The sequence below is a fragment of the Flavobacterium sp. AC274 genome (genome assembly GCF_979258275.1).
In genome coordinates, this window is the sequence record NZ_OZ409852.1 from 2514163 (window position 1) to 2536134 (window position 21972).

At 34.3% G+C, this 21972-nt stretch carries 16 protein-coding genes and 1 pseudogene; 7 read left to right on the top strand and 10 right to left on the bottom strand.

What is annotated here, in order from left to right; translation table 11 throughout:
• The first annotated feature begins 184 nt into the window (after positions 1–184).
• Positions 185–1228 carry an alpha/beta hydrolase gene (locus ACZZZT_RS11650; protein WP_463460467.1) on the top strand — a complete coding sequence of 348 codons (1044 nt, stop codon included), beginning with the start codon at positions 185–187 and terminating at the stop codon, positions 1226–1228.
• Here ACZZZT_RS11650 and ACZZZT_RS11655 read toward each other — a convergent pair.
• The 7 genes and pseudogenes from ACZZZT_RS11655 to ACZZZT_RS11685 all read right to left on the bottom strand — a co-directional run bounded on the left by ACZZZT_RS11655 (position 1221) and on the right by ACZZZT_RS11685 (position 10437).
• Complete coding sequence (locus tag ACZZZT_RS11655) at positions 1221–2621, bottom strand: MFS transporter (protein ID WP_463460468.1); 1401 nt, start codon at positions 2619–2621, stop codon at positions 1221–1223. The two genes, ACZZZT_RS11650 and ACZZZT_RS11655, sit on opposite strands and share 8 nt — an antisense overlap.
• Before the next feature lie 246 nt (positions 2622–2867).
• A complete protein-coding gene (locus ACZZZT_RS11660; RefSeq protein WP_463460469.1) occupies positions 2868–3677 on the bottom strand; it encodes a mechanosensitive ion channel family protein in 810 nt (269 codons plus the stop codon).
• 120 nt (positions 3678–3797) lie between these two features.
• Positions 3798–4373, bottom strand: a complete 576-nt coding sequence (locus ACZZZT_RS11665) for a YciE/YciF ferroxidase family protein (protein ID WP_463460470.1) — start codon at positions 4371–4373, stop codon at positions 3798–3800.
• A gap of 19 nt (positions 4374–4392) precedes the next feature.
• Positions 4393–6534, bottom strand: coding sequence for a catalase (locus tag ACZZZT_RS11670; protein ID WP_463460471.1), 2142 nt, complete (start codon positions 6532–6534; stop codon positions 4393–4395).
• Between the two features lie 174 nt (positions 6535–6708).
• Entirely contained in the window at positions 6709–7467 is a 759-nt protein-coding gene (locus ACZZZT_RS11675; RefSeq protein ID WP_463460472.1) for an SDR family oxidoreductase, read from the bottom strand.
• A 92-nt stretch (positions 7468–7559) separates the two neighbouring features.
• Positions 7560–9731, bottom strand: coding sequence for a hypothetical protein (locus ACZZZT_RS11680; RefSeq protein WP_463460473.1), 2172 nt, complete (start codon positions 9729–9731; stop codon positions 7560–7562).
• Positions 9732–9782: 51 nt separating this feature from the next.
• A pseudogene (locus tag ACZZZT_RS11685) lies at positions 9783–10437 on the bottom strand (DUF6766 family protein).
• Positions 10438–10693: 256 nt separating this feature from the next.
• On the opposite strand from ACZZZT_RS11685, the gene ACZZZT_RS11690 reads away from it, so the two are divergent.
• From ACZZZT_RS11690 to ACZZZT_RS11700, 3 genes are all read left to right on the top strand, one after another.
• Positions 10694–11632 (top strand): ring-cleaving dioxygenase, encoded by a 939-nt coding sequence (locus ACZZZT_RS11690; protein WP_463460474.1) that lies wholly within the window; start codon positions 10694–10696, stop codon positions 11630–11632.
• An 87-nt stretch (positions 11633–11719) separates the two neighbouring features.
• Entirely contained in the window at positions 11720–12010 is a 291-nt protein-coding gene (locus ACZZZT_RS11695) for a GNAT family N-acetyltransferase (RefSeq protein ID WP_042562893.1), read from the top strand.
• A 16-nt stretch (positions 12011–12026) separates the two neighbouring features.
• On the top strand, positions 12027–12644 hold the full coding sequence (locus ACZZZT_RS11700) for an alpha/beta hydrolase (protein WP_463460475.1): 618 nt from the start codon (positions 12027–12029) through the stop codon (positions 12642–12644).
• A gap of 17 nt (positions 12645–12661) precedes the next feature.
• Here ACZZZT_RS11700 and ACZZZT_RS11705 read toward each other — a convergent pair whose 3' ends face one another.
• Complete coding sequence (locus ACZZZT_RS11705; RefSeq protein WP_463460476.1) at positions 12662–15394, bottom strand: S8 family serine peptidase; 2733 nt, start codon at positions 15392–15394, stop codon at positions 12662–12664.
• Between the two features lie 548 nt (positions 15395–15942).
• Between ACZZZT_RS11705 and ACZZZT_RS11710 the strand changes: the two genes are divergently transcribed.
• Together ACZZZT_RS11710 and ACZZZT_RS11715 are read left to right on the top strand one after the other, a co-directional pair.
• Positions 15943–16773, top strand: coding sequence for a M57 family metalloprotease (locus tag ACZZZT_RS11710; RefSeq protein ID WP_463460477.1), 831 nt, complete (start codon positions 15943–15945; stop codon positions 16771–16773).
• Between the two features lie 247 nt (positions 16774–17020).
• Entirely contained in the window at positions 17021–17695 is a 675-nt protein-coding gene (locus ACZZZT_RS11715; protein WP_463460478.1) for a 3-keto-disaccharide hydrolase, read from the top strand.
• Positions 17696–17834: 139 nt separating this feature from the next.
• Here ACZZZT_RS11715 and ACZZZT_RS11720 read toward each other — a convergent pair whose 3' ends face one another.
• Together ACZZZT_RS11720 and ACZZZT_RS11725 are read right to left on the bottom strand one after the other, a co-directional pair.
• Entirely contained in the window at positions 17835–18818 is a 984-nt protein-coding gene (locus ACZZZT_RS11720; RefSeq protein WP_463462414.1) for a glycoside hydrolase family 3 C-terminal domain-containing protein, read from the bottom strand.
• Entirely contained in the window at positions 18779–20296 is a 1518-nt protein-coding gene (locus ACZZZT_RS11725; RefSeq protein ID WP_463460479.1) for a glycoside hydrolase family 3 N-terminal domain-containing protein, read from the bottom strand. Before ACZZZT_RS11725 ends, ACZZZT_RS11720 begins: the two co-directional genes overlap by 40 nt.
• A 397-nt stretch (positions 20297–20693) precedes the next feature.
• On the opposite strand from ACZZZT_RS11725, the gene ACZZZT_RS11730 reads away from it, so the two are divergent.
• The gene (locus ACZZZT_RS11730) at positions 20694–21725 is read left to right on the top strand and encodes a LacI family DNA-binding transcriptional regulator (RefSeq protein WP_073397880.1); all 1032 of its coding nucleotides are present in this window, start codon (positions 20694–20696) and stop codon (positions 21723–21725) included.
• Positions 21726–21972 lie beyond the last annotated feature (247 nt).

Genomic DNA, 21972 nt, shown 5'->3' on the forward strand with positions numbered 1-21972 from the left:
TATTGAGTCAGTTTTTTTTAAATTAAAATATTAATCATGTTCTCCTGCTTTGAACACCGAGGTTTTTATGTTCAATAATAATTCCGGCGTTTTTCTTTTTTCATCAAACTTACATTCATAGTTAAGTATAAAATGAAGTGTTGTAACTAATGATTCTTAAACTTTGCATTTATAAAAGAATAGGATGAAAAATAGTAGAATTACAATTCTTGCATTGGTATTATTTACAAGCTTAATCAATGCCCAGAATAACATTGAAAATTTAAAAAATAAAAAGATGAATGATTTGGAAGTATTCAAAATAGAAAGCCATGTTTCGGGATTAAAAATTGCCATAACACACAAACATCCAAAGGTTCCTTTAGACGATTATGCTATTCTTTTTTTGCACGGTTCTTCATTTCCATCTGCATTATCTTTTGGTTTTAAGATGAATAATTATTCCATGATTGATAGCATGTCAGACAATGGTTATGACGTATATACACTAGATTTTTTAGGTTACGGGAATTCGGACCGATATAATGAAATGGAAACAAATTTAGTAAATAGCAAACCTGTTGGAAGAGCTCTGGATGTTTATAAAGATGTAGATAAAGCAGTTGATTTTATTATAAAAAAAACAGGAAAATCAAAAGTGTATTTAGTAGGCCATTCCTGGGGAGGATCTGTTGCGGCTTTATATGCTTCACAATTTCCCGACAGAGTTTCTAAGCTGGTTTTGTTTGCAGCTATTACCCAAAGGGAAAATACTTCTGAAGCTGAAAAAATAGCATATTCTTTTGAGACTATGACGCCCGATGAAAGAATAAATTCAATGAAAAATTTGACCCCACCAGAAAAAGAATGTCAATTGGAAACCGAAGTTTTTAATGTTTGGGGAGATAATTGGCTAAAATCTGATCCATTAGCTGTAAAATTTAAATCTAATAGTATTCGTTTTCCCTCAGGTCCCTCTCAGGATGTGGAAGATTTATTACACGGAAAATCATATTATAACCCAGCCAATATAAACGCTTCTGTTTTAGTAATTCGGGGTGAATGGGATCAATATCCTGACAATATCGATGCTGAAAAATTATTTTCGTCTCTGGAAAATGCCGCTTATAAAAAATATGTGGTTATCGAAAAAGGAACTCATGTTATGCAGCTTGAAAAAAGCCGTTATCAATTATATGATGAAATTCTTCGGTTTTTAAAATTTGGGCTAAATACTAAATTTAAATAGAAGATTTTAAATTATCACCGTCTTTTAAATGAAGCCTTCTAAAAACTAAGCCCGATAAAATAGTCAAAGAACCAACAACCAGAAAGGTGTAGCGAAAGGCATTGTGAATCTCGTTATGAATGAGTTTTACATCTCCCTGAAAAATTTTGAGTACCAATAATCCAAAAGCAATACCAAAACCTATTGCTAATTGCTGATTTACAGAAACTAATGAATTACCGCTGCTTGTGTGATAAACCCTTAAATCAGCAATAGAAATAGAATTCATCGAGGTAAATTGTATGGAGTTAAAGAAACCCAAAACAGAAATAATCGGAATGTACCAATAAATAGAAGTATGAATTGACGGAATAGCCAGAGCACAAATTAATACACCAATAATAAAAGTGTTAACCATTAAAGTTTTACGATATCCAAAAGTATTTAGAATTTTAATTACTGCTGATTTTCCAAACATTGCGGTAAGTGCCATAGGTGCAACAATCCATCCTGAGGTCACTGCAGACTGACCATAAGCAATCTGGATCATCATAGGCAATAGCAGGGGAATAGAACTAAAACCCAGCCGCGTTGCCAAATTACCAACAATACCCACACGAAAGGTTCTTACCTGAAATAAATTTAAGGGAAAAATAGGATTATTATCTTTCGTGGCATGACGATAATACCAATACAGCATTAAAAATCCTGACATTAAAACAACTAAAACCGGCGATAAACGAACGGTATTGCCAAACAATTCTAAAGAAATTGATAATAGGAGTGAAGCGGCTGCAAAAATCAGGAAACCTTTTAAATCAAAATCAATTATTGGAGATTTGTAATCGGGCATGTATTTTAAACTTAAAATAATGCCAATAATACCAAAAGGAATATTGATTAAGAAAATCCAGTGCCAGGATAAATAATCGACCATATATCCTCCAATCAACGGACCCAAAACGGGTCCGATCAAAGCTGGAATGATCGCAAAATTCATTGCCTGTAATAATTCATTTTTTGGAAATGTTCTAATAAGCGCCAGCTTTCCTACAGGTGTCATTAAACTTCCTCCAATACCCTGAATAACACGGGCAATAACCAAATGCATTAAGTTTTGAGAAAGGGCACAAAACAAAGACCCAAGGCTAAAAAGTAATAAGGCAAAAATGAATATTTTTCTGGTTCCAAATTTGTCCGACAAAAAACCGCTTACAGGCATAAAAAGCGCCAACGTTAAGACATAACTGATAATAGCATTTTGCATTTCCAGCGGCGATTCATGCAAATCTTTGGCAATAGCAGTTATAGAAGTATTAAGAATTGTAGAATCAAGCATTTGCATAAAAATGGAAGTTGCCAGAATAATAGGCAATATTTTTTTCGTCGCTTCTTTATCAATAATAACGTTCATAGATTTCTATTTTTGCCTGAAACAATTTAAGCTGTAGTTCTTAAAGCCTTATTTAGCTCATGAGTTCTATAAAATTACGAAAGATATCCTAATAATTTGTTTTAGAATTTAATTGATTTAATCTTTAACTAAATAACAAAAGATACCATATTTGATATCTTTTGTTTAAAATCTGAATTAATTTTTAAAAGAACTGTCATGTTGTATTGCGCTGTTTTAGAAGAATCATTCTGAATGTTAATTTTGCTATTTTATAACAAAACCATTTGTTTTTAATACTTCGGCAACCTTAATTACAATTTCAGAGCGATGTTTACCATCCGTAACCTTTAAGTCGGTTTTTACCCAATATCTTACATTGACTTGTACAACGGCCCCTGTAATACCAGACACTACAGCCGAATTTGAATATCCTTTATCTACAATTTCGTCATCCGCTTTCATAACCTCGGTGATCAAATCAATTGCCTTTTTATAATCAGATCCATATTCAAGCCCAATTGTAAAATCCTGAAGAAGAAATCCTTCACTATTAAAATTGATAAGCGTGTTTTTTATTAATAATGCATTTGGGATATAAATGTTTTTGCTGTCACTTTTTATCTGTGTATCACGAAGATTCAATGCCACGACTTTTCCTTTTACACCATTACTTTCGATAATATCCCCAACAGAAAAAGGTCTTTTGAAAGCCAGTAAAATACCAGCTAAAAAGTTTTCGCCAATATCTTTTAAGGCAAAACCAATAATAAACGCCGAAATTCCGGCACCGGCCAGAACGCTTTGCGCGACGCCTGTAAGCCCAATAACACGAAACATAAATAAAAACCCAATAACAATAAGAACTGCTTTGATAAGATTGGCAATAAAAGTCGCTAATAAAGGGTCATGCATTCGGTGTTTTAATCTTCGGTCTGCAAATACCCGAACTCGTGATGCTATAAACCAGGAGATTAAAACAACCAGAATTGCGAGTAATAATTTTGGCGTGATATCAACAATGTTTTGATAATATCCTTCTATATGTTGGGCAATGTCATGCAGAAATTCTTTCATAATATGTTATATTTAAAAAAATTAAAGTTTAAAATTGAATGCAAAAACATCTGCACGAAGTACAGATGTTTTCAGGTAAATGAAAAAAGTAGTATTGTTAAAACGGTAATATTTAGTTCGTTATTCTGCCGCGACAATATTTACGGTATTTAAGGCAACGTCATTTAGTAAACAATCAGCCTCTTTTTCTTCGGCCAGAGTTTGTGCTAATAATTTTGCAGCGTCATTTTCTCCCAATGCTTTTGCAAAAGCGACTAAAGTACCATAAGTTGCAATTTCATAATGCTCGATTTTTTGTGATGCCGAAATAATTCCCGCATCCCTAACTGAGCCTGGAATTGTTTCAAGCAAAATACTGTCGCCTTCTTTTAATAATCCGGCCATAGCTTCGCATTTTTTTCCTTCGGCTTTTTCTCCCAGTAAGTCAAAAACTTTATCAAGTCTTGCAACATGATTTTCGGTAACGAGAACATGCTCTGAAATAACGCCCGAAAGGCTTGGAGCTGTAGCATTGGCAGACATTTTTGGTAAGGCACCCACAAGTGCATTTTCTGCCCAGTAAATATCTTTAAGACTGTCAATAAATAATTCTCTTAAATCTGCCGCAGCGTCTGATGCGGGTTCGACAAGATTATTTTTCTTGGTGCTTTTTGCGGCAGCAATTTTGGTTTCAGTTGGTTTTTCTGAATTTTTCATATCTTTTTTATTTTGAATGTTAATTGTATAAGTTGGTTTCGCGTTCCCAAAAACGATGTTGTGCCATAGCAGCAATAAAATCTAATGCAAATGATTGTGTGCCAGGTTCGCTGGATAAAATAAGTCCGTCATCATTGTTTGTTATTTTGGCAACAAAAGGTGCTGCGCTTAATATTTTTGTTGCTTCACCATCGGCACCAATTACTTTGCAGTGTTTATAAGCATCGTTTATAAATTCGTTTACATCATCATTTTCAGCCAAAAGGTCAAGGCCTAATCCATGCGGAATGTAAACAGCATCAAACAAAACAGAAGATGCGGTTAGCAAACTATAATCTGCTGCAATTGCTCCGTCAGCATCTGTAAGAACAGATCCTAAATGCGGCGCAACAACAAAACCTTTTGCATCTTCTTTGAGAAGTGCACTTTTCATGTTTAGGACTGCGGCTTCAGAAACTCCGTCAGAACAAATAATAGCTACTTTTCTGGAAGCAATTGTAGGCGAATTGGTAGGGTTTTTAAGCATAGAAAGAGCATCAGAACTGTCAACCGATGAATCTACTGTTCGTGGTTCCTGATTTCCATTTTCATTTTCCGGAGATACACCCTGATTAATTGGGGTTTCCAATACAGGTGGAACCGAAGCTCCAAGACCCAAGGCAACTTTTTCTGCCAATTGCGTATCAACCTGAGATAAAAGTCCCAGCATTCTAACTCTTACGGCTGTAGTTTCAACTTTTCCAAGTTCAAAACGAAGTGCTTTTACGATGTGGCTTTTTTCTACATCTGTCTGGCTGTTAAAGAATAATCTTGCCTGACCAAAATGATCTGCAAAACTTTCACTTCTTTCTCTTACTTTATGTGCATCGATGCGCTCGTTGAAACTTGCAAAACCACCTTCGGCAATTTTAGCCTGATACGGACATCCTCCGCCAAGTGAATTTGGATGATAACTTACACGGCCTTTATTAATTTCCTGACGCATGTGTCCGTCACGTTGATTATTATGTACCGGCGCAACGCTTCTGTTAATCGGAATTTCATGAAAATTAGGACTTCCTAATCTTGAAAGTTGTGTATCGGTATAAGAAAATAATCTTCCCTGAAGCAACGGATCGTTTGTAAAATCAATTCCCGGTACAACATGCCCTGGGTGAAAGGCAATTTGCTCTGTTTCTGCAAAGAAATTATCGGGATTTCTATCTAAAACCATTCTTCCCACAATCGTTACAGGAACAAGTTCTTCGGGAACAATTTTGGTCGGGTCAAGTAAGTCAAATTCATATTTGTGTTCGTCTTCTGCAGGAATGACCTGAACGCCTAATTCCCATTCAGGAAAATTTCCCATTTCGATCGCTTCCCATAAATCTTCTCTGTGAAAATCTGGATTTTTACCCGAAATTTTTTGGGCTTCATCCCACACAACAGCATGTGTTCCTAATTTAGGTTTCCAGTGAAATTTCACAAAAGTCGATTCTCCAGCTTCATTAATCAATCTAAAAGTATGAACTCCAAAACCTTCCATCATTCTATAGCTTCTTGGAATCGCACGATCAGACATTACCCACATAATCATGTGCATCGACTCGGGCATTAAGGAAATAAAATCCCAAAAAGTATCGTGAGCAGACGCTGCCTGAGGCATTTCATTATGAGGCTCTGGTTTTACAGCGTGAACTAAATCGGGAAACTTTGAGGCGTCCTGAATAAAAAATATAGGTATATTATTGCCAACAAGGTCATAAATACCTTCCTGCGTGTAAAATTTTACAGCAAATCCTCGTACATCCCGCGCAAGATCTGTAGAACCTCTTGAACCTGCAACGGTAGAAAACCTGGCAAAAACGGGTGTTTTTAATCCGGCTTCTTTTAAAAATCCTGCTTTTGTTAATTCAGGAATTGGGTTTGTTACTTCAAAAAAACCGTGCGCTCCTGAACCACGTGCATGTACGATTCTTTCCGGAATACGTTCATGGTCAAAATGCGTAATTTTTTCTCTCAGAATAAAATCTTCGAGTAGGGAAGGTCCTCTTTCGCCGGCTTTTAACGAATTGTTATCATCGTTAATACGAACACCCTGATCAGTAGTCAGGAACTTATTAGTTCCGTCGGATTTGTTTATCGACAAATCACGCTGTTTTTCGTCTTGAAAATTTTTCATTAGTTTTTGCTTTGTTTAGATTTATTTTTTTTATGTTATCGTCACATTATGAGGCATTTGTGATCTGGAATAAACTTATAAATCAAATTTAGCCTATACCATTAATTTCAATTTATAAGATTATTCCGCAATATTGTACAATTACCATCCAACCAAAATCAATAGCAATTCTTTTTATATAATTTGAAGATGTGGTCGAATTTGCATCGTTACAATATCGCATCTCTTTGGCTGAGATAAACAGAATAGGGCACTCATAGCAATATCATACGCTTCGAGCATTTCCATTTTTTCTATTTTTTCCTTATGCTCTTCTTTAGTGCCTGGCTGCATATCACTTGTTACGGCTCCGGGTTCTATTAGTGAGACTTTAATTCCAAGCGGATTTAATTCCTTACGAAGCGATGTGCTAAAACCTCGTATTGCAGATTTAGTAGCTACATAAATGGTGCTTTCCGGAGTACGGCTCTCGGCACTCATAGACCCAATATTAATGATATGCCCGGATTTTTGCTCTTTCATTCGTAATGAGGCTTCCTGAGCAAAAGCCAGGTAACCAGTAATATTGGTATCAATAATATACTTGTAATCCTTGTAAGTTTCCTGTGTAATTCCCGGAGCACCTAATGCCGCATTGTTAATAAGAATATCAATTCCGCCCAACTCAGTATCTACAATTTGCAATATTTTATCGATATCTTCTTTTTTGGTTACATCGGCAGGAGTTCCATAAACGTCGCAGCCGGGAAATTGCTGTTTAAGATCTTCGACAGCATTTTTAAAATCTTTTTCATCTCTTCCAAAAATAAGAACGCGTCCGCCCAGAGAGACCAATACATCGGCAATTGCTTTTCCTATTCCGGTTGTGCCGCCGGTTACTACAATTCGTTTGTCTTTAATATTTTGTCCAAAGTAATTTGTTAATTGTTCCATTGTTTGTTTTTTTATAAATGATTATTATTTGCAAACTGCTGGAATTTCTAACAGCAGATGATATTTTTTAGTACTGGGTTTTTTATTAAATATTACCATTGAACTTTAACTGAACCCTGACCAGAAATTTTATATTCCTGTATGTTGACATTTTTTGTGAAGGGATCAAGAAGTTCCTTATCAAAAAACACTTTCATTTGAATTTTACGGTCTTTGAGTTTTATAATTTTCAAATTGCAGATCATATCTTTGTCACCATCTAATTTGATGGTAATCGATTTTCCTCTTTTCGTATGTTCATTAGGATAATCGATAAAAAGAAGAAAATCTTCATCGATTTTGATGTATTGTCTGGATACAATTCCAAAAGCCATTCCGCTGCCATATACTTCCTGACCAACCTGACCGCTTTTTTCCCAGCCATTGTACAAATCCTCCAGAGGAACCCAGAGATCGGCTTGTATTTCACCTGTTTTAACTTCTTCCGAAAGCATTTCTTTTGGCAGCATCGTTGGATAATAATAAGCAATCCTGCTCACGGTATATTTAATAAACTCCGGAATTAGCGTTCTTAAAGAAGGCAAAATGTCAACATCTTTAGCCAGTGATAAATATTCTGATAAAGCTGCGTAGACTTCTAATTCTTCATAAGCAGCGGTATACGGTGCATCATTGAGGGGAAATATTGAAAAGAAATTATTATAGTTTTTACCATAGCCATATTTGCAGTCATAAAGCTGGATATTTTTAAATAATCCGCTCAGACAGGTATAACTTATCTCGAGGTATAGCTTTTTATTAGCAATTTTAAATAATTCTAATAATGCCGCAGCGGCAAAAGCTGTATTATTGGCCTGGTATAATATATTTAAACCCAGATCTGCCAATTTTCTGGCTGCTTTTTCTGCTTCGTTTAAATAGCGTTTTTCTTTCGTTAATTTAAAAATCAGCAGCATTAAATGTGCGTACGATCCGGGAACATCCCTTTCTCCTCCGGCACCGGGAGCAGTTTCTTCCTTGATTATTTCGAGGGTTTCCATATTATAAAATACAGGCCATTTGTATTTAAAATGATGCGCCACTTTTATGACATACTCAATAGAATCTAATACCAGTTTTTTTGCTGTTTTGTCTCCAGCTAAAGCCAGTCTTGCCAAATTCATTAACGGATGGTGCAGATACCAGGAATCCATCACCATCTCTTTTTTTTGTTCTTCTGAGTTGTCAAGTTTGTCTACCATCGAAGGAAGCCATCTGTTAAGGCAATTTATCTTTGGATCATAAAAAGCAGGCAGTCCCTTAATTAACTCATCACAGATCGATTGTTTTTCACCACTCCATTTTTCAAATTCCTTAAAAGGTGCCAATACAGCCAATTGTACCATACTTTCAGGAGGTGTGTCATAGTCACATAAGTAGGCATTTAGATACTGAATTCCGCTTGCCTGTTGCCATGCACCTTTGTTATACCGCAAATCATTTAAAACTTTTTGAGCGATATCCGGCCAATTATGATATTCAATTCTTGGCTGTTCAAGCACTTTGTATATAATAACAAGATTATTTAAAAAGTGCTCACAAATAGCCGTTGTATCTTTAAAAATTTCAGTCTCTACTATTATATACGCATCTGATATTGTAAATGCCTGATTGGGAGGAAGAGGCAATTCATCCGTTATTGGAAGCTGAAATCCAATTTCCGGCCATGTTCCTCCAACGGTATTTTTCGATTCTGTTTTGGTAACTTCGCAATACTCAGACAATGAAGTAAGATTTTGAAAATAAAAAAAGGATCCTGTTTGTGGTTTTGTAATGCTGGCAAATAACAATCCTGATCGCGACCCGAATTGTGCCATGTGAATATTTCCAGCCGTGTTTTCTAAACTTCCACTTTGTGTAAGCGGAATTATATCTCGTGGCCAAAACGGAATCATTAAGGCAGTTTTTGCTGTAAATGTTGTTGTATAATGTAATACACCTTCCGGAAAATTGATGCGAACTTCATAACTTCCCAATCTGGAATCGAGTATAAAAACAGTGGTATCTTCATCATCAAAAAGATTTGTAACTTCAAAACAGCTGTTCATAGCAAATGCCGCACGAAAAGCTATTTTTCCGTTTTCAGGCATCAATACCACAATCCATAAAGAATCACCTGTATTGTAAAATTGATAGGTGTAATCAACAATTTTTCTTTCTAAAAGTATTTCACTATTTTCAATATCTTCCTGCGCCGTTGCGCTCCAAGGTGTAACTGTTGGCATAATGATAGTTTTAATTGATAAAAGATTTCTTTATTTATTTCAAAAAAATAGCTATTCGCCTGTTTCCATATGAGGGGCATCCACAGGTTTAGATTGTGAAGAGCCAATTTGTCTTAGATAAACAGAAAGTATTACGATGGCAAAAACAGATAAAAATTCGCTTTGCCAGTTTTGAAAAGATTCAAACCAAAACCTCGTATCTCCCAAATAATCAGAGGCAGATTCCAAAGGCATTCCTTTTAAAGCCAATTGTTCATTTTCATCTTTAAGGCTTCCGTAAAAATGAGCACAAAAAGAAAGTATAAACAATAACAATAAAACAATGGTAAGTGAATGTTTGTAGATTTCAAGAATCCAGCCGCCTTTTTTTACAGGCCAGGGTGCATCTTTTCGCGTAGGCGAAGGTTCTCTGTCAAATTCTTCTTCTTTGTCTAAATCTTTAGATTCTGAAGAACCCCGCTGCATAAAAAATGGTTAATACAACAAATAAGGCCATTTGTAGAAATTCGCTTTCCCAATTTTCAAAAGTCGATTGAATAAAATGACCTGAAATAAGATAAGAAGAAAGCGTAATAGCAGTACTGCCTTCATCAATCAATTCTTTATTATGTTCTTCGAACCCAAAAAATATTTGACCGATTAATGCGCCGAAAAATAATAGTAGAAAACAGATACTGAGTCCGTTATTTCGTAAAAAGTTTTTCATGGTTCTTGCTTTTTCACAAATTTCCGAAACACGATTGATTCCATTTTATAGAATTAGGGTAATCATTTATATTATTTTTAGGTAGATTAACTTACAAAAAGTTAATTCAGTTATTAAGAACACGACTGATTATATAATAAGAAAAACAACAGTTTTTAAGCAATTTTCATTTCTTAATCTAGGTTAATCGATAAACAGGTATAACGGAAGTAAATTTGTAAAAGAAAATCAAAACAACTTTAATACATTAAATACCATGGAAAATAAAATTTTAGGCTTACACCATATTACTGCAATTGCAGGTGACGCAAAACGTAATTTCGACTTTTACTCAAAAATCTTAGGATTAAGATTTATCAAAAAAACAGTGAATTTTGACGATCCGGGAACATACCATTTTTATTTTGGTGATGAGACAGGAAGCGCAGGAACAATTTTAACTTTTTTCCCTTGGGGAGAAGGAATTCAGCAAGGAAGAAAAGGTTCTGGAATGGCTACTGAAATAGGATATTCTGTTCCAAAAGGAAGCCTTGATTTCTGGCAGAAACGTTTTGAACAATACAATGTAATTTATAACAAACCTGCTGAGAAATTCGGAGAAAAATATCTTACTTTTTTAGATCCGGACGGATTAAAATTAGAATTGATCGAATCTAAAACGGACGATAACAGAAAAGGCTGGGAAACTGACGAAGTAAAAGCAGATGTTGCAACAAAAGGTTTTCACAATATTACTTTAACTTTAAACGATATTAAACCAACTGCTTTAGTTTTAACAGAAATATTTGGTTACAAATTGATTGATCAGGATGTAAATCGTTATCGTTATGCAACAGATGCTGTAGAAAATGCCGCAATTGTTGACTTAGTAGAATTGGCTGATGAAAAACGTGGTTTAAATGCAAATGGAACTGTTCACCACGTGGCTTTTAGAGTGAAAAATGATGAAATTCTAATGCACTTCCGTGAAAAAATAGAAGAGTTTGGATTGTCAATTACACCACAAATCGACAGACAATATTTCCATTCTCTATATTTCAGAGAACCAGGAGGAGTTTTGTTTGAAATCGCAACAGATAATCCCGGATTTACAGTAGATGAAAGCTTAGAAGAATTAGGACAAAACTTAAAACTTCCGGCACAATATGAATCACAAAGAGCTGCCATTGAAAAGCACTTGGTTAAAATTAATTAATTACTAAAAGATATTTAAATCAATAAAAAAATGAAATTAGTTTACGCTTAAATTAGGCGTAAATTAATTTTATAAATAAAAAATACTATGGAAACAATAAAATTAGAATTAGACGAAAAAAAACATGGAGCTTTTAATCTTTATGTTGATGATAAAAAACTAGGAGAAATGACGGTAAGCATTAAACCGGATTTGCTGACTGTTTACCATACAGGTGTTGAGCCTGAAGCTGAAGGAAAAGGTTATGCAAAAAAACTTTTGGATGAAATGACATCTTATGTACGTGCCAATAATTTGATGGTTTTACCACTTTGTCCTTATGTACATGCGCAGTTCAAGAAACATCCGGATGAATATCAGGATATCTGGAAAAAATAATTTAAAAAATACAATCATGAATTTAGAAAATATAACAGCAGGAACGCCTTTAAAAGAAGCAAAAAAAGCTTTAATCATGCTTCACGGGCGTGGTGCAGGTTCAAACGATATTCTTTCGATTGCGAAGTATCTTAAGGTTGAAGATTTTGCCTTAATAGCGCCTCAGGCAGAGAACAGAACCTGGTATCCGTATTCCTTTTTAGTACCGATTGAAGAGAATGAGCCTTCGTTTTCAAAATCCTTGGAAACCATTGCTCAGGTTGTTGAAGCAGTTCAGCAAAATGGAATTAAGAAAGAAAACATTTATTTCCTCGGATTTTCGCAGGGAGCTTGTCTTGCATTGGAATTTACAGCCAGAAATGCTGCAAAATATGGAGGTGTAGCAGCTTTTACTGGCGGACTTATAGGGGATAAAGTATATGAAAATCATTATTCAGGAAATTTTGAAAACACACCGATTTTCATCGGAACAAGCGATCCTGATTTTCATGTTCCCGTTGAAAGAGTAAATGAAACTGAAGTGCTTCTTAAAAAAATGGGAGCATTAGTTACAAAAAAAATATACCCAAATATGGGGCATACAATAAGCCAGGACGAAATAGATTTGGTTAATGATCTGGTTTTTACAAAGTGAGATTCTGTGTCAAGAGCTTAAAAAACTGCAATTTTGCCTGTTTGCATTTCGCCAGAGTTTGTAACTATTTTATAAATATAAATTCCCGATGCAGTATTTTTTAGATGGATAGTATTGGTTTTAGAAAGTAAAGGAGAAGCAATAGTATTTTGTCCACCGATGTTGTACAGATAGAAAATAGCGTTTCCTTCTTTTTTAGCTTCAATATTTAATTCCTCATTTTTACTTAATAGTGTGGGGTATACAAAAAACAAATCATCTCCCAAATAATTAGTATCAAGAATTAGCGAACTTATTACATTATTGTTTTCTAAAATTATATTTATTTTATATTTATTGCTGCCCTTTATCGGGGCAGCATCCAAAAAAGAAAATGTTTTTGAATTGATATCGTTTATTGTACTAATAACACTTTCAACATCATTAACTATTTTTACTAAGTCAATTCTTTTAATGTTGTACAAACTGAAAAGACTGGCATCTATCTTTACTTTGTCTTCCTCAAAAACTTCTGCCAAAGTCAACTCAAAATAACAATTTGAGTTTTCGGTGTATTGTAATGTTGACTCACTTTTTATTCCTTCGGTATTGTCAAATACAGGAATAACAGTGTGGATTTTTCCATCAGTATAAACATAACTAGCGTTTGTGGTTTGTTCTTTAAATTCTAAATGATCTCCCGTTAATTGATAAATATTAAAGGAAGTAACATCGGCAGGTTTGTCCCAATTAATTTCTGTTGTGCCGTCACAAACTAAACTGGTACTGATGTTTAAATCATAAGAAATCGTAAAGCTGTCAGAGATATATTCGGTATTATTAATGGTCATTTTTAATTTGGCCTTTGAAAATTTTTGTTCTTTAGGCGTATATGTAAATTGTTCATTATCCAGATTTATATTATTTGCTATAATTTCCCAGGTTTCCCCATTATTATAACTAACAGACAATTCTCCGGAGATACCGGAAAATGAAGAATTCCATTTGAAAGGAGAAATAGTCTTTCCATCATAAGGGAAATTATCATTAATTACAGGATAATTCCATTCAAATTGATTTTCCAATTCATATTCGTAAGCAATACCGTATTCCTGAGATGTATTCGATATGTACGACCCCATAACATTGATAGAAACTGAACCCGACACAAGGTTTTCAATAGTAATTTGTTCGATAGTATTAATTTTATCTTTTCCTCTTAAAGCTTGCTGCTCAGGAATCTCAGGGTTAAGAATCCAGGGTAAAAAAGTGATATTGTCGGCCGAAATAACTTCCATGTCTAAATCGTTCACCAAACTTATATTGCTATTAATTGCAGCCGGCAAATCGTTCCATACTAATGTAATTTTTAAGTTTTTTGCATTTGCGGGAATAGTAATCGTATGTGTATTTGTCTGACCAGATGTCAAATTACCTGATATGATTCTGTTTTCGTTGATTGTTTTTAGACTTTTATCAGCATCAATATTACCATAACCATAAGTAAAATCCGGACCTGAGTTACCTAAATCTTTTGCGCTATTAATTAAAATGGCTTTTGTCAGGGCATTAGTCAAAGAACTATTGTTTATAGTTTTATAATGTTGTTTCATAAGCGTAATAATTCCTGTAGCCAATGCTGTAGAATTTGAAGTTCCTTGTGTGCTATAAGCTACTAACTCAGGTTTTATTCGGCCATCATAAGCAGGACCTTTTGAAGAAAACGGCATAACTACTTCGTTTTGGTCAATACAGCCCAATATAATGCTGTTTTTGGATTGCTTAAAATTACCGGTAATAGATTTATACCCCTGAAGTCCGCTATTACCGGAGGAAAAGCAATGAGTCAAATCAGTATTTAAAAACAATTGAGAATCGTAAGCATTAGCAAGCGAACCATAAAAATTTTCAATTTCTGTGCCGTATGAATGATTTTGAGTAACAGCACCTTGTAAAGTTGCTACTTCATCAGGATAAATATTCAAAAAGTCAGATGATTGTATTTTAGCCTTTTCGGCAACTCCTTTTCCTAATGCTGAACTATTTCCTAATCCTGCAACTATAGTCGCCATAGCCGTTGCATGACTCGATACAATTGCAGATTGCGTTGAGGAAGGAATGTGCTTATGTAATAAATCAATATCATCCAGATTAAACAAATCATCTTTGATAGCTACAACTTGATTTTCGCCTGTTAAAAGAGGAAAATTAGTAGTGGCTTTATTTATAGAATTGATGCTAAAATTTTGATCAATTATTTTAGATTCCCCTTTTGGCCGCAACGATTCCTGCGAAATAGAAGACACACTGTTGAGCGCTATAATTTCATCAACAATTTTTTTAGAATCACTTTTTATAATTACAAGATGATTGTTCAGTATTTTAATATCAGAAATGTTCAATAACTTCAAGTCTGTAATCAAAGCTTCGATAGTATCTGTTGCTATTGTATAAAACTTGTCTTCTTTATGATCTGAAAAATTTGAAGGTAATTTCCATAAATTATTTACCGGTAGATTTTTTTTTAAAGTTTGATCTGATTTAAAAGTTTGATTCGATTTTAAACTTTCATTTTCAACAATACAAAAAGTACTGTCCAGTTTTTTTACAATCTTGTATTTATTTTGATGTGCATTTTCTAAAGATGTAAAAAAGTATTTCTCAAATTTACTTTCGTTTTCTTTTTTTATGTACCGTTTCCATTTCTCAGAACTTTGTGAGAAACTGATCGTCGTTATCATAAAAAGGAGAAAAGTAATTCGTTTCTTCATTTACTGTAGAGGTTAGGGGCAACTATAACATTCTTAATTATTTCAGCTGTTTATCACTTCTTAATTTAGATAAAGCCAGATGAAATTTATGATTAATGATTTCTAGTTTAAATATTTATCCGTTGTAGGTCAAATCAAAGTTATTAAATTATTTGTAATAATTTTATGATTTTTTATTCATTCACAATAATCAAAATTTGTAGGAGAACAATTTTCTTTTATAATCTGTTTGCATTTTAAAATGAATGCAAAATTGTAAAAGTCATTTTCTAACACTTTTAGAAAAGAAATAATTTTCGGATACTAATAGGTCTTAATAATCTGATTTATATTCACTTATTGATTTTACTGGGCTTGCAGTAATAATCAGATAATTATTATTAAAAATATGTTATCAAAAAATATAACAAAAAGTGTTAATTTTGTTAAATTATTATTTTATAAGTATTTTAAGATTAAAAATTATATAAATTTGGTAATAAGTATTACAATATTTTGTGAAAGAACCCCTATTTATCAACTTAATTTAACAAACCAAAAAACTTATTATGAAAAAAATTAAATCAATTTTAGCCTTGTCATTTATAGCGCTAACGCTGTTTTCTTGTAACAAAGAAGATGAGCAAGTTCAATCTAATCAAGGATCCCTTAAAGTAACACCAGAGGTGTTAAATAAAATTAGTTCACTTTCATTAAATACATCAGATGTTCAGGTGATTAAGAATACTAAATTAGATGGTACTACCGAGGATGCGTTCCTGATAGAAGGAGATATTATCATTACACAAGATCAATTAAATAAAATGGATCTTCATGGTGGTATTACTACAGAACAGTACCGTACTACTAATTTAGTATCTGCTCCAAGAACAATTAGAGTTGTTGGATTAACAGGGACTGGTACATCAGCACTGTCAACAAATATGCGGAATGGATTGCAAGCGGCAATCAACAGATACAATAATTTAGGATTATCAATTAACTTTACGCTAACTTTTAGTTCAAGTACTTCAGGTGCAAACATTGTTGTAAGAAGACAAACCGGATCTGCCGGTGGAGTAGCTGGTTTCCCTTCAGGAGGAAATCCTTATAATTCAGTTACATTATATTCTGGATTAGATACTTATTCAACAAATGTAAACGCACACGTAGCTGCACACGAAATCGGACACTGTATTGGTTTACGTCATACAGACTGGTTCAGCCGTCAAAGTTGTGGACAAAATTCAAACGAGGGAACAGCTGGCGTTGGAGCAATTCAAATTCCTGGAACACCTTCAGGATACGATTCTACTTCTTACATGTTAGCATGTTTCAGTTCAAGCGTAACAGGGGCTTTCAATTCTAACGACGTTACAGCTCTTAATTATTTATACTAGAAGTTGAATTAGAGTTCTCTTACAAAATATAAGAGGCTGTTTCACAATTGTGAAGCAGCCTCTATTTTTATTGGATGCATTTCCTCATTTTGTATTATTTTTAATTAATAATATAAAGTGTCTTTTAGTTATTCAATTTTCTAATTTCTCCTGAAACTTGTTATTTTTATAGTGCCTGAAACGAAAGGAAAATCTCAGGAAGAACTTCAGAAAACCGTTTTTAGTACAAATAAATAATTTAAACAAAATGAAAAAAGTTATAATTGCAGTATTGATTTTGTCTTTTTTACAGATTCATGCACAGAAAGGTTTTAAACCGCTTTTTGATGGAAAAACCACCAAAGGCTGGCATTCGTATGGTAAAAATTCTGCAGGAACCGGATGGAAAGTAGAAGATGGAGTTTTATATTTTGATCCTGATGCAGCGCAGAATGGAGAAGGAGGGGATTTGGTAACAGATGCTGAATTTGAAGACTTTCATTTAAAATTAGATTGGAAAATAGCGCCAAACGGTAACAGTGGTATTATTTTTTATGTTAATGAAGATCCTTCAAAATATCAAAACACATACAGTACAGGTCTCGAAATGCAGGTTTTGGACAATGACGGTCATACCGACGGAAAAATCACCAAACACCGTGCGGGAGATTTATACGACTTGATTCAAAGTAAATCAGAACCTGTAAAAAAAGTTGGGGAATGGAATACTGCGGAAGTGATTAGCAAAAAAGGAAAACTAACGCTAATTCTAAATGGTATTGTAGTAGTTGAGACGGTACTTTGGGATGCTAATTTTAATAAATTGATCGAGGGAAGCAAATTTGCAGAATGGCCGGGTTTTGGCACATTCAAAAAAGGAAAAATAGCTTTGCAGGATCACGGAAACAAAGTATGGTTTCGTAACATTATGATAAAAGAATAAGATGTCCAGCATCGATAAAAAAACGGCTCCTCAAGATCCATAGGATGTCAAAGGAACCGTATTTAATATTCTAATTATAAAAGCACGTAAAAAATTGAACCGCTTTGATTCGATTAATTCAATAATATTTTATGTCTGCTTATTTTTCTATCTGAATAATTTGAGACACAATATTACTTTTCATTTGATTTTTTTCATCTGGCTGAGCACCGCCAACGGCAAATTTAACTTTACCTTCATATTGTTGTAAATTTCCTTCGGCAGTCACATAAGACAAATCTTCAGGAGAAAGTTTAAAGGTTATGGTCTTGCTTTCGCCCGGTTTTAAATTAAGCCTTTCAAATCCTTTTAGACTTTTGAGTGGTGTTTTTATATTTGCATTCTGGTTGATAATGTACAATTGGGCAACTTCTTCGCCTTCTGTTTTGCCGGTATTGGTTATTTTTACAGAGACCGGAACAGTTTCATTCTTTTTTATTTTGGAAGGAATCGTTAATGGATCATATTTAAAGGAAGTATAACTCAAACCATATCCAAAACCATAAAGCGGCGTGCCCTTGAAATAACGATAGGTTTTATTATCCATGCTATAATCAACAAAAGCTGGCAAGTCTGAATCCCCTTTGTAAAAAGTAACAGGCAGCCTTCCCGCCGGATTATAATCTCCAAACAAAATATCAGCGACTGCATTTCCCGTTGCCTGACCTCCGTACCATGCATTCAATACTGCAGGAATATTTTCTGCTTCCCACGGAATCGCGATCGCACTTCCGGTCATCATCACAAAAACAACTGGTTTCCCTGAAGCTTTTAGTGCTTTCATTAGTCGGGTTTGTACTTCCGGAAGTAGGATAGAGGTACGATCACCGCCTGCGAACCCCGGAAAATTAACTGGCATTTCTTCGCCTTCAAGCTGAGGTGATATTCCACCCACGAAAATAAAGGCATCCGCATCTTTATTTCGGTCAGTTAATTTTGCAAAATCAGTTTTTACAAAGTTTCCTGTACGTAAGGCAACGTTTGCTTTTCCTTCTCCTTGCCAATATTCAAGAACTAGCTTATAAACTGTATTTTTTTTGGTAGTTAATTGAAATGTTTTTTCTCCCCATCTGTTTTTTTCCAGGCGTTTACGACTTCTTTTCCATCAATTAAAAAACGATAACCATCATCAGCGCTGAGTTCGAATGTTATAGAACCGTCTTTGTCTGCAGTAAAGTTTGTGGTGTAACGAGCAGAAAAATGATTTGCCTTAATGTTTTTAACCACAACTTCGCCTTCCTGCCAAAAGTTATTAATTTCAGGTTCAATTCTTATTTCGGCAGGATTTCCTGATAAATCAACATTATCAAAATATTCCGCTTTAAAACCTGCTTTTCCTTCGTAATGGTATTGATTTTTAAGATCCTGGTATACTAATAAAGTATCATTGGTAAAATTAATTGCCTGTTCATAAACAATTTCTGTACTACTGCCCAGTTTTTCTTTGATGCCATTTAAAACCGTTGTCAATTTGCTCGGAGTTCCGTTGTAATTACCTAATATCGAGATAGCATTATCTGCATTGGGACCAAGAACTACGATCTTTTTTAACTTTTTACTCAGTGGCAATATATCCTTTTCATTGCGTAACAAAACCATTGATTGTCTGGCCATTTTTAAGGCATGCTGACTATGCTCAGGACTCTCCAAAACAGAAGCAGGCGTCTGTGCATATTTAACCATTGCAACAGGGTCAAACATTCCGAGTCTGAAACGGATCATAAAAAGCCTTTTAACCGAAATATCAATTTGTTTCTCACTGATTTTTCCATTCTTTACCGCCTGAACCAAAGCTTTGTAAGCATCGGTACCACAGTCAATATCAGTACCGTGAAAAACCGCATCAGCCGAAGCTGATTCGGCATCAGGATGCGTTTTATGATTTTTGAAAAAGTCATCAATTGCCCAGCAATCAGAGGTTACATAGCCATCAAATTTCCATTGGTTACGAAGAATATCAGTCATCAAAATATCACTGGCACAACACGGCTGCGTTCTAAAAGCATTATATGCACACATTACGCCAGCCACTTTTGATCCGGTTATTAATTTTTGAAAAGCAGGAAGATAAGTATCCCAAAGTTCATAAGGAGTAACATCAACATCAAAGGTATGGCGCAATGATTCCGGTCCGCTGTGTACCGCATAATGTTTGGCACAAGCCGCTGCTTTTAAGTATTTAGGATCATCACCCTGAAGTCCTTTTACAAATGAATCACCTAAAATGCTGGTCAAATAGGGATCTTCGCCATAAGTTTCCTGACCGCGTCCCCAACGCGGATCACGAAAAATATTAATATTGGGCGTCCAATAGGTAAGTCCCAAATAACGCTCGTTGGTTCTGTTTGATTCTAAAGCCTTATTATAAATAGCTCTTCCTTCCAAAGCAGAATAATCGGCCATTTTAAAAAGTGAATTTTTATCAAATGTTGCCGCCATCGCTATTGCCTGAGGATAAACCGTTGTCTTAAAAGGAGTTCTTGCAACGCCGTGTAAGGTTTCGTTCCACCAGTCGTAAGCAATTATTCCCAAACGGGGAATTGCCGGCGATGAATTTAGCATCTGTGATACTTTTTCTTCCAATGTCAAGCGACTTACCAGATCATTTACCCGTTCTTCAAACGTCAGGTTTGGATCTTGAAAGAGAAATTTTTCAGATTTTTCTTGTGCGAAGCAAAAAGAAGTTATAAACAGTAGTAATATGTATTTGAATTTTGATGATCTCATAAGCTTTTTTGTTTTGGAGAATTAAATATACAGCATTATAATTTGTTTTCAAACAACCGATTGTGTAAAGAAATGACATTTTTTTAAAATAAAAAAATTATGTTTTGTGACATTTTTTTAAAAATGAGATGATATCAGGTAATCAATTAGGTGCTTGTAATATGCAAAATGCTTCCAGAATGTATTAATGTATCATTAAAATAATTACATTTACGATCTTAGTACTTTAATGATGGAAGAACACAGACATGTAACGATATATGATATTGCAGAGAAGCTTAATCTTGCAACATCAACAATTTCAAGAGCTTTAAAAGATCATCATACTATTAGTGATAAGACAATAAAAAAAGTTAAGCAGACAGCTAAGGAAATGGGTTTTGTACCTAACACTTTGGCCGCAGGTTTACGTGGGAATAAATCAAGAACTATTGGTATTTTAATTCCAACAGTAACACAGCCATTTTTATCCTCTTTAATTAGTGGTATCGAAATCACGGCTCAAAAATCTGAATATTCAGTTCTTATTATGCAGTCGCATGATTCCTACGAGATGGAGGTTAATTTAGCTAAATCTTTATACAGCAACAGGGTAAGCGGTGTTATTTGCTCGCTTGCGATGGAAACAAAAGACACTTCACATTTTAAACAATTTTCTAATAACAATATTCCTCTTGTATTTGTAGACAGGGTCCCCAGAGATTATGATACTTTCAGAGTTGTCATTAATAATTATCTCGCAGGTTATAAAGCAACAAAACATCTCATCGAACAAGGCTGTAAAAGAATCGCGCATTTAACTGCCGGATCAGAATTTGGTACACTTTATAATGAGCGAAAAAGGGGATATATGGATGCTTTAATAGAGCACGAACTTCCTGTTGACGAAAAGCTGATTATAAACCTGAAAGAAATGACGTATGAAGACGGCGTAAAAGCTTGTAATCAATTATTTGATTTAAAAATCCGTCCTGATGGTCTTTTTGCGCCTGGGGATATTCTTGCCGTAAGTGCAGTGCAGACAGCAAAAAAGCGTGGAATTAAAATACCTGAAGAGTTTGCAGTAATTGGTTTTAACGACGATCCAATCTCTAAAATTATTGAACCAAACATTTCTACCATAACGCATCCGGCTGAGAAAATGGGAAAAGCCGCAGCCGAACTGATTATCAAAAATCTTAAATCGGCTAAGGAAGAAGATGCCAAAGAAATTACATTTTTAAATACACAAGTCCTTATACGTGAATCTTCTAAGAGAATTTAGATTCTCTTTTTTTACTATTTTATAAACCTGTTAATTTCAATATTGATAGGTTTTTTTATGTCGAATTCTTTCATAATTCTTCTTGCTAAGGATCTCATTTTCTATTTTTAAAAAGCTAATCAGAATTAAAAAAATCAATTTTTATTTTTTTATTCCCATATTTTTGTATTTTAGCACAACCGATTGCAAATAACCTATTTTTTATAATAACATATTTTTTTAGCACTTTTTTTGCTAAATAATATGA

What these genes read in the sequence shown, in the direction of transcription:
- ACZZZT_RS11650 (WP_463460467.1), top strand. Translation starts at nt 185, where the DNA reads ATGAAAAATAGTAGAATTACAATTCTTGCATTGGTATTATTTACAAGC.
- ACZZZT_RS11655 (WP_463460468.1), bottom strand. Translation starts at nt 2,621, where the DNA reads ATGAACGTTATTATTGATAAAGAAGCGACGAAAAAAATATTGCCTATT.
- ACZZZT_RS11660 (WP_463460469.1), bottom strand. Translation starts at nt 3,677, where the DNA reads ATGAAAGAATTTCTGCATGACATTGCCCAACATATAGAAGGATATTAT.
- ACZZZT_RS11665 (WP_463460470.1), bottom strand. Translation starts at nt 4,373, where the DNA reads ATGAAAAATTCAGAAAAACCAACTGAAACCAAAATTGCTGCCGCAAAA.
- ACZZZT_RS11670 (WP_463460471.1), bottom strand. Translation starts at nt 6,534, where the DNA reads ATGAAAAATTTTCAAGACGAAAAACAGCGTGATTTGTCGATAAACAAA.
- ACZZZT_RS11675 (WP_463460472.1), bottom strand. Translation starts at nt 7,467, where the DNA reads ATGGAACAATTAACAAATTACTTTGGACAAAATATTAAAGACAAACGA.
- ACZZZT_RS11680 (WP_463460473.1), bottom strand. Translation starts at nt 9,731, where the DNA reads ATGCCAACAGTTACACCTTGGAGCGCAACGGCGCAGGAAGATATTGAA.
- ACZZZT_RS11690 (WP_463460474.1), top strand. Translation starts at nt 10,694, where the DNA reads ATGGAAAATAAAATTTTAGGCTTACACCATATTACTGCAATTGCAGGT.
- ACZZZT_RS11695 (WP_042562893.1), top strand. Translation starts at nt 11,720, where the DNA reads ATGGAAACAATAAAATTAGAATTAGACGAAAAAAAACATGGAGCTTTT.
- ACZZZT_RS11700 (WP_463460475.1), top strand. Translation starts at nt 12,027, where the DNA reads ATGAATTTAGAAAATATAACAGCAGGAACGCCTTTAAAAGAAGCAAAA.
- ACZZZT_RS11705 (WP_463460476.1), bottom strand. Translation starts at nt 15,394, where the DNA reads ATGAAGAAACGAATTACTTTTCTCCTTTTTATGATAACGACGATCAGT.
- ACZZZT_RS11710 (WP_463460477.1), top strand. Translation starts at nt 15,943, where the DNA reads ATGAAAAAAATTAAATCAATTTTAGCCTTGTCATTTATAGCGCTAACG.
- ACZZZT_RS11715 (WP_463460478.1), top strand. Translation starts at nt 17,021, where the DNA reads ATGAAAAAAGTTATAATTGCAGTATTGATTTTGTCTTTTTTACAGATT.
- ACZZZT_RS11725 (WP_463460479.1), bottom strand. Translation starts at nt 20,296, where the DNA reads ATGCTAAATTCATCGCCGGCAATTCCCCGTTTGGGAATAATTGCTTAC.
- ACZZZT_RS11730 (WP_073397880.1), top strand. Translation starts at nt 20,694, where the DNA reads ATGGAAGAACACAGACATGTAACGATATATGATATTGCAGAGAAGCTT.